Source organism: Wolbachia endosymbiont of Glossina morsitans morsitans (assembly GCF_000689175.1).
Classification (GTDB): domain Bacteria; phylum Pseudomonadota; class Alphaproteobacteria; order Rickettsiales; family Anaplasmataceae; genus Wolbachia; species Wolbachia pipientis.
The window spans coordinates 1-6,743 of sequence record NZ_AWUH01000197.1; the positions used below are offsets into that span (position 1 = coordinate 1).

Annotated in this window: 11 protein-coding genes and 1 pseudogene; 1 reads left to right on the forward strand and 11 read right to left on the reverse strand. The window is 35.9% G+C overall.

Annotated features, from left to right (window positions below; genetic code table 11):
* From WGMM_RS07030 to WGMM_RS05120, 5 genes and pseudogenes are all read right to left on the reverse strand, one after another.
* Positions 1-292 (reverse strand): recombinase family protein (locus WGMM_RS07030; protein ID WP_240991966.1); only part of this gene is annotated, 292 nt, incomplete at its 3' end.
* A gap of 47 nt (positions 293-339) precedes the next feature.
* Positions 340-555 (reverse strand): recombinase family protein, encoded by a 216-nt coding sequence (locus WGMM_RS06205; protein ID WP_240991964.1) that lies wholly within the window; start codon positions 553-555, stop codon positions 340-342.
* Between the two features lie 299 nt (positions 556-854).
* Positions 855-1,316 (reverse strand): ankyrin repeat domain-containing protein, encoded by a 462-nt coding sequence (locus WGMM_RS05110; RefSeq protein WP_038250977.1) that lies wholly within the window; start codon positions 1,314-1,316, stop codon positions 855-857.
* 25 nt (positions 1,317-1,341) lie between these two features.
* Positions 1,342-2,052, reverse strand: a complete 711-nt coding sequence (locus tag WGMM_RS05115; RefSeq protein WP_038250979.1) for an ankyrin repeat domain-containing protein — start codon at positions 2,050-2,052, stop codon at positions 1,342-1,344.
* A 168-nt stretch (positions 2,053-2,220) separates the two neighbouring features.
* Positions 2,221-3,432: pseudogene (locus tag WGMM_RS05120) on the reverse strand (phage tail protein).
* Positions 3,433-3,522: 90 nt separating this feature from the next.
* Here WGMM_RS05120 and WGMM_RS07405 point away from each other — a divergent pair.
* Positions 3,523-3,738 (forward strand): HU family DNA-binding protein, encoded by a 216-nt coding sequence (locus tag WGMM_RS07405; protein WP_081818091.1) that lies wholly within the window; start codon positions 3,523-3,525, stop codon positions 3,736-3,738.
* Here the strand turns inward: WGMM_RS07405 and WGMM_RS05125 are convergent.
* The 6 genes from WGMM_RS05125 to WGMM_RS07035 are packed head-to-tail and all read right to left on the reverse strand — an operon-like array spanning position 3,719 to position 6,460.
* Positions 3,719-4,519 carry a baseplate assembly protein gene (locus tag WGMM_RS05125; RefSeq protein WP_038250988.1) on the reverse strand — a complete coding sequence of 267 codons (801 nt, stop codon included), beginning with the start codon at positions 4,517-4,519 and terminating at the stop codon, positions 3,719-3,721. The two genes, WGMM_RS07405 and WGMM_RS05125, sit on opposite strands and share 20 nt — an antisense overlap.
* 2 nt (positions 4,520-4,521) lie before the next feature.
* Positions 4,522-4,857: a GPW/gp25 family protein gene (locus WGMM_RS05130; protein WP_038250989.1), complete on the reverse strand. Its 336-nt coding sequence runs from the start codon at positions 4,855-4,857 to the stop codon at positions 4,522-4,524.
* 2 nt (positions 4,858-4,859) lie between these two features.
* Positions 4,860-5,114, reverse strand: coding sequence for a PAAR domain-containing protein (locus WGMM_RS05135; RefSeq protein WP_038250997.1), 255 nt, complete (start codon positions 5,112-5,114; stop codon positions 4,860-4,862).
* Positions 5,111-5,575 carry a phage baseplate assembly protein V gene (locus WGMM_RS05140; protein ID WP_038251007.1) on the reverse strand — a complete coding sequence of 155 codons (465 nt, stop codon included), beginning with the start codon at positions 5,573-5,575 and terminating at the stop codon, positions 5,111-5,113. Before WGMM_RS05140 ends, WGMM_RS05135 begins: the two co-directional genes overlap by 4 nt.
* Entirely contained in the window at positions 5,562-6,035 is a 474-nt protein-coding gene (locus tag WGMM_RS05145) for a hypothetical protein (protein WP_038251009.1), read from the reverse strand. The genes WGMM_RS05140 and WGMM_RS05145 overlap by 14 nt, the downstream gene beginning before the upstream one ends.
* Positions 6,032-6,460, reverse strand: a complete 429-nt coding sequence (locus WGMM_RS07035) for a hypothetical protein (RefSeq protein ID WP_240991965.1) — start codon at positions 6,458-6,460, stop codon at positions 6,032-6,034. Before WGMM_RS07035 ends, WGMM_RS05145 begins: the two co-directional genes overlap by 4 nt.
* Positions 6,461-6,743: the final 283 nt, after the last annotated feature.

Genomic DNA, 6,743 nt, shown 5'->3' on the forward strand with positions numbered 1-6,743 from the left:
ATTGTGATTGATAGCACAATAGAAATAGAATAGAATTGACTATCTTTGTCTTTTCTTTATTTACTTCTACTTCTAGTTTTGCTAATTCTTCTTGTAACCTTTTGTGCACTGATTTCTCAAGCCATTCCCATTTCTGGTGTCCATCTATCAGTATCACTAGATCAAGACTTTCAGTCTTATGATTTAAGAATATTACTTCTACTCCTGCTTTTTCAAATTCATCAAGTAGTATCATTTGATGTGTAGATTTTCTTGATAGTCGGTCCGGTGAATGAATGTAAATTTTATCAATTTGATCTTCTACTACTTTATCACGTAATGCATCTAAACCTTCACGTTCTAAACTCCACCCAACTCTTCTACTACTTTATCACGTAATGCATCTAAACCTTCACGTTCTAAACTCCACCCACTAAGCCCATTATCCTTAAATTCATTCTCATTCAATAACTCATGCTTATCTGCAGCAATTCTATGCTTGAACTCGGCAATTTGACTCTCTATTGTATTGTTCTGCGCTTGACTCTTCGATGAAACTCTCGCATATAAGGCCACTGTTATCATTTTTCTTTATCTCCTTTTCATTGTTTCTTTTTACCGCATACCTTAGTAACAGCTCATAGGCGTCTGCTAGATGTTGTTCCGCTAATTCATCTGGCTCGTATCGGCAAGTTAATGTTCTTTTTCTCATAGTTTCTCCTGCAAATGTTTTTGTAGTGCAAGGAGCCTTACCACTCCTTTTTTCCATCAATCCATTTACTCTTATGAAAAAGACCAAGTTTTATCAGCTACAGCCTTCAAATTTGGTCTAGCCCTTCCTTTGCCAACTGCTGTTGCGCTTTCTGATACGACTCTTATTTTTTTAACAAACTTTCCATTTTCTCTGTTTCTTCCTTTAATACCTCGGCTATTTCTTTGCTATTTTTCGCATAATCCATCGCTGTTATTCCAAATTTATGTGCTTGCTCTATTTCAGCCCCTGCTTTTACTAGCTCCTTAGCTATTTCTTTTTCTCCTACCATAAATGCAAGATGCAGAGGAATGCATTTATTGCCATACTCTTCAGCATTTACATTCCCTCCTGATTTTATCAATTCTCTAACTGTTTCTAGACGTTTCTCCATTATCGCTAGATGCAGTGCTGTATGTCCTCTTACATCTGCTGCATTCACATCTACTCCTTTTTCGATTAATAACCTCACTGTTTTTACCTCTACTGCATAATGTAGAGCTGTTCTTCCTTTTTCGTCTCTTTCATAAATATTTTTAAACGAGTTCTCTAATAGTGACGTATCTTTTTTACCCAGCTTTACCATAACTTACCCCACCTTTTCTTTAAACCTAAGCCTTCCTTTTTACCACCTCATCTATCATTGCATTCACTTGGCTGATTATCTTGCTTGCTAAATTGTGACATTCTTTCTTTATTAGCGATTTGTCTCTCTTGCTTATTTCTCCTATCTCTATTATTTTTAGCTTCGGCATGTAGCTTCCATTCAACATGTCTGCTATTTCTCCCACTAGCCCCTCTATTCCATAGCACGTCAGTTCTCTACTTTTTGTTATTCCTCCTTTTTCTCTCAAAAATTTACTCGCCTTTTCACTCTCTTTGCTATCACATAGACGATACTTTTCACTTTCCCAGATGTAATACATTGGCGTTGCGCCGTACTTATTCAGTTGATTAACTTCAGCTCCAGCCTTTACCAGCTCTTTTATTATTTCAACTCCTGCTCCTCCCATCTTGCACGCAGAGTGGAGTGGCGTACATCCAGTGACATATTGAGTGGCATTTACTTCTGTTCCCGACCTTAGCAGCACTTTTACATTTTCTAAACTCTTTGCGAATACTGCACAGTGTAGAGGTGTATAACCATTTTTATCTCTTGCATTTACCTCTGCTCCTTTTTTTATTAATAATCTCACTGTTTTGTAATCAGAGATTTCTACTGCTTGATGCAAGATCGTCTCTCCTCCTTCATTTCTTTTATTAATGTCTTTAAATCCGTTACTTGATACTTCTTTAAAAAACTTACTCTTGCTAAAACTCATTTCATACCTCACAAAATTAGCTTTTCTAGCGCCAGACAAATTTCTTATATTTACCTGCTGCTATTCAAGTCATGTCCTTTTTAGCATAAGAAAGCAAGTCCTTTTCTTTTTATTTCATACATTTTAACCTATTATTAATATAATATATGAGGATCTAAATATAAGCACTTAATTTACTATAGATATTACTTGACTATTTTTCCAACTTCTGTGTAAATGTCGATGTTCATGCCACTTTAGTACTCCTGGGTAAAATACTAAAATGTAATTTTCTAATTCGTGTATCGAATCTTTTTGCTCTGAATTTAATTCGCTTTCATAATGAACATTATGTTCTGCTAAACCAAATCTTATAACTTTCTGGTTGGTAAAATCTTCTACCTTGTAGTGGTGAGTAACGCTAAAGCTTTCTAAAATTGGCTTGGTTGGTAAAATCTTCTACCTTGTAGTGGTGAGTAACGCTAAAGCTTTCTAAAATTGGCTTATACTTTAAGTTCCACAGTTCTTCAGATAATTTGCTATCCCGTAGTAAAAATTTATTTCCTTTTTCTTCTACGCTACTTACTGGAAAGCACCCATTTATTTCTCCAAAATTCCAACTGTCTGATAATATAACTTGCGCTTTAGCAAACTTAATTGCCGGTAATAAGCTCTGTGGTAGTGGATATAGTGCTTTTAAGTTATACCATAAATGATGCCTTGGTAAACTTTTGTATGAGTTTCTGTTTCCCCAAGTACTGCTACACCTAATCGATATATGTCATTACTAAATGCTTGCTCATAATGAATCCGAAAAGTGCTAAACTTAAAATTTGGATTTAAGCTTTTCAGCTCAAATGTGTTCTTTCTACCAAATGACAGTACTGGTCCAGCTTTTTCAATTTTTATTCCTGAGTAATCTGATAACAAACTTCCAAACAAGCTTTCATCTAAAATAAACCTATCAACGTTGTAGTGATTGAAAATCCTCATTAGCCGCGATCTTGCTGATAACGATAGTTTTGCAAGTTCTACTACTGCATCCACAAAAAAGTTATTTGGAATATCTTTTATCCCTATCTGCAGTTCAAAAAAATGTTTACCAGGTGGTTCTTCGATAATTGTAATATCTTCTATATTTGCCCACTTTAGTGCTATTTTGAGTGATGCTGGGGTTCCTCTTAAACGCTGAAATTTTACTCCTTCCACTATGGCTTTTCTTCTATCTTTTACCCAGCGTAGTATTTCTTCTAACCCGTATTCTTCAACCAACCACGGCAATGTTTCCTCTTCTAATCTAAATTTAAACCCTCTTATACAGCTTGGATCAACCTTATAATCTGTTGCATCAACCAATGCTTGCTCTTGCTTTCTTGCGTTTGGCGGTAATAAACTTTTCATTTGTCTTTTCTTTTAAGTTGCTTTAATTTCCTTTACTTAGGTAGCTTATGAGTAAGCAAGAGATCATTTCAGAACTGATCAAAAATAAAGATGTTCTTAATATCGAAAATACTTTCCTTAATATTTGACCATATTATCCATACTTTAAAAAACAAGTTACAACTTCTGGAAGAAAATCAATACTTTCGTCTCTCTAACATTGGTCATTTTTATCCAGTAAACCTTAAACCACTTATTGCACGCAATCCCCTCACTGGTACGATTCCACAAAACAAAAAAATACGTTTTAAATCCTATCTAACTTGACGTAGCCAAGCACTGCACACTCATTACCTAGCACCATAACATCCTCTCTTGGCTCGATTAATTCCACATTTTCTACACCCTCTACAAACAAATTTGCTATTATCCAAGATCTTGTAACATTCCATCCCAGCCTTCTATTTGCTTTAAACTTCTTAATGAACTGCTTCTTGATTTCCTCCTTCGATATCAGAGGACTTATGCTCATTCTGCTGTGAATATCTATTTCCGTAATATTGCAACCAATTACTGTTACTGTATCGGTTAAAACCTTTATATCATCTCTAGTAACTTGCTTTCTTACAATTTCAAGTAGCTCTTCTAACACTATGCCATTTGTGGATAATTGTGTTGATAAGATTGAAATTTGTACTTTTCCTGGTATAGGTGATCCTACTAGTGCATCTTTTACTCTACTATCTGCTGACAGTGCATGATATTTATAATATTCCTTACTTCCTCCTGTTGACCAACCTGCTATTTTTGCTTTTACCCTCTTTCTAAATCTTTCATCCTCTCCTTCTTTTTGTCTTTCCACTCCATAAAACTCAGCCAAATTATCAAGATCTTCTCCTGTCGCAAATTTAAGTAAGTTACTCTTTACTGCTTCATTTACTCTTTCTCTTAGCAAAAGTTCTCGCCATGCTGCTACTTCTAATACCTTCATTGCTGGATCACTTTCTACCAATCCTGTAAAACTTGCATCTCGCTTTACTAACTCTTCCTTCATTCTCGAAAAGATTTCTTCATAACTCAGCTTTTCTACAATATTTAGCTGCTTCATCTTTAAACTACAATTTCATCAAAATGAATGTTTTTCCCGCTTGGTAAGTATAATCCTTCTAGATCAAACGTTACTTTTCCTTCTTTCACCTCTGTCATTTTTACTTTTTCTAGCTTAAATCTTTCCTCCCACCTTTGTAGAGCTTCTGCTACTGCTGAATAGATTTCCAAAGTTAAAACTCTATTTATTGGCTTATCTACTAATTCAAATAGTCTTGACCCATAATCTCTCCTCATTATTCTACTGTTAATAGGAGTGGTCAGTATATCAATTGTCGACTGCTTTAAGTGCTCTATTCCTTCTAACGTTTTTCCTGTTTTAGCATCCATACCCTTCATTTCTATTTTGCAAAGACGCTTTCACTGCCTTTTATTACTTTAAAACCACATGAAACTATATCTCCTACTCTTCCTACACTAAGACCATTTGCAAACACTGTTTTTGATCCTTGAATCATTACTTTTCCTTCACTAAAACTGTCTCCTTGTCTACATATTGACTTACCGTTTACAAAAACATTATTACTTCCGCTAATGCAGAAATGTGGTATAGCTTCTCCACAGTAGTCTCCTAACCTCACTATTCCTTTGTTCAATTTAAGTCGATCCTTTCTGCTTTCAGTTTTATTCCACTTTTTGTCATTTCTATACTTGATCCCCCAACTTTCAGTGTTATTTTGTCTACTACTTCAATCTCTAAATGATGTTTATCTTTATCGTATGACAACTTTGTTCCATCTTGAAATGTTAAGCTACTCACCTCTTTTTTATTTTCTGGTGCAGAGTACTTTTGTTGATATATTCCAGGAAGTACTACTCCTAATGATAACTCTCCCAATGGTGACAATATTACTACCTGTTCATTTATGCTTGGTGGTAGCCAGCTTCTTTCCTCTCCTGCTCTAGAAGTTATCCATGGAAGAAAATCTGTTAAAAGTTCTCCTATCTTCACTCTTACTTTTGCTTTCTCATAATCTACTTCTTTTACAACTCCTATTCGTACAATGTTTGCTAACTTTCTTTGCAGCTCTGAAATAGCAAAATTACTCTCTAACATTTTCTTCTATTATAATCGTATGTGGCTTAATCTTATTTTCTGTCCATATAGATTTACCTAAATGAAGCTGATGACTCCAATCAACCATCCACACCAAATATGCATCTAATTCGGGTCTAAATCCGTCAATTTCTGCAGAGATAAATTCTCCTGGTGAAACATTTTTTATATTCCATGTATTTTTGTTTACAACTTTTGCCACCTCAGCAGCTAATGTTCTGACAATAATAGCTGCATTTTCTATTGTGCTATCAATCACAATTCGTGCTTCAAATCTTGCTTTCAGTGCTAATTCTTCTGTTCCTGGATCTTTTCCCGATTCTAAACTCACAAGCTCTACAAATAACGCTGGCGCTAATAATTCTTTCCTTATCGATGGATAAATTTCACAAGTTTGAATTGCTGGTATTTCTCTCTTCAGCGTAGTGCAGATTGCGTTATGCAAATCTTTAAAATTCATATATTTCTTGTAATATCACGTTCAAAGAACTTTTCAAACACTTCCTCAACCTCATAATTAACAAGATTCCCTATTATCCTTGAAGCCTCAGGTTCGAGTGACAATTTAACTTCCTTTATTGGCAATGCTGCTCTTCCTTCACGTTCAAACATACCGCTATTTCCTTTTGCCATAACTGCTGCAAATCCTCCTATAAACTCATGCTTTCCCACTTTCGATCCTCTTCTTGTTTTTTGTATTTTTCCAATGTGTGTCCAGAGAAGGTGAGTATGTTCAGTAGGAGTTAAACCTACCGGGATAAAAGTCGGAGTCCCGTAGCTTGGGTAGCAGCATGGAGCAGCAGGGAGACCAAAGTGTTGAAGCCTACCGACAACGTTATCGTAGGATAAGGGCGAATTACCAGGCCGTAGCGAAAGCGAACACATAGGTGGCCTCGAAAATTACAAATCCTAAAGGCTGAGCCCACGTTGGTAGGGTGAAGGCAATAGGGATAGCTGAAAACCCGAATGATACGGCATATCTACTTTAGCGGGGTGATAGTGATGGCATGGTAATGAGGACATATGAAGCAACTGGAGAAGCCCTACTCATCCCAGGAAGAAATACCTTGGAGCGGTAAGTTCTATAACTGGAAAACAGGAAATGAACCGAAGATGAGAGGGTGGCGGATGGGTGCGTAGTAGTGAAGAAGTGAGGTGACTCTCATGG

Coding starts and splice junctions, on each gene's coding strand:
- WGMM_RS05130 (WP_038250989.1), bottom strand. CDS start 4,857: ATGAAGGGTATGGATGCTAAAACAGGAAAAACGTTAGAAGGAATAGAG.
- WGMM_RS07405 (WP_081818091.1), top strand. CDS start 3,523: ATGTTCTTAATATCGAAAATACTTTCCTTAATATTTGACCATATTATC.
- WGMM_RS05125 (WP_038250988.1), bottom strand. CDS start 4,519: ATGAAGCAGCTAAATATTGTAGAAAAGCTGAGTTATGAAGAAATCTTT.
- WGMM_RS05115 (WP_038250979.1), bottom strand. CDS start 2,052: ATGAGTTTTAGCAAGAGTAAGTTTTTTAAAGAAGTATCAAGTAACGGA.
- WGMM_RS05110 (WP_038250977.1), bottom strand. CDS start 1,316: ATGGTAAAGCTGGGTAAAAAAGATACGTCACTATTAGAGAACTCGTTT.
- WGMM_RS05140 (WP_038251007.1), bottom strand. CDS start 5,575: ATGTTAGAGAGTAATTTTGCTATTTCAGAGCTGCAAAGAAAGTTAGCA.
- WGMM_RS07035 (WP_240991965.1), bottom strand. CDS start 6,460: ATGTGTTCGCTTTCGCTACGGCCTGGTAATTCGCCCTTATCCTACGAT.
- WGMM_RS05145 (WP_038251009.1), bottom strand. CDS start 6,035: ATGAATTTTAAAGATTTGCATAACGCAATCTGCACTACGCTGAAGAGA.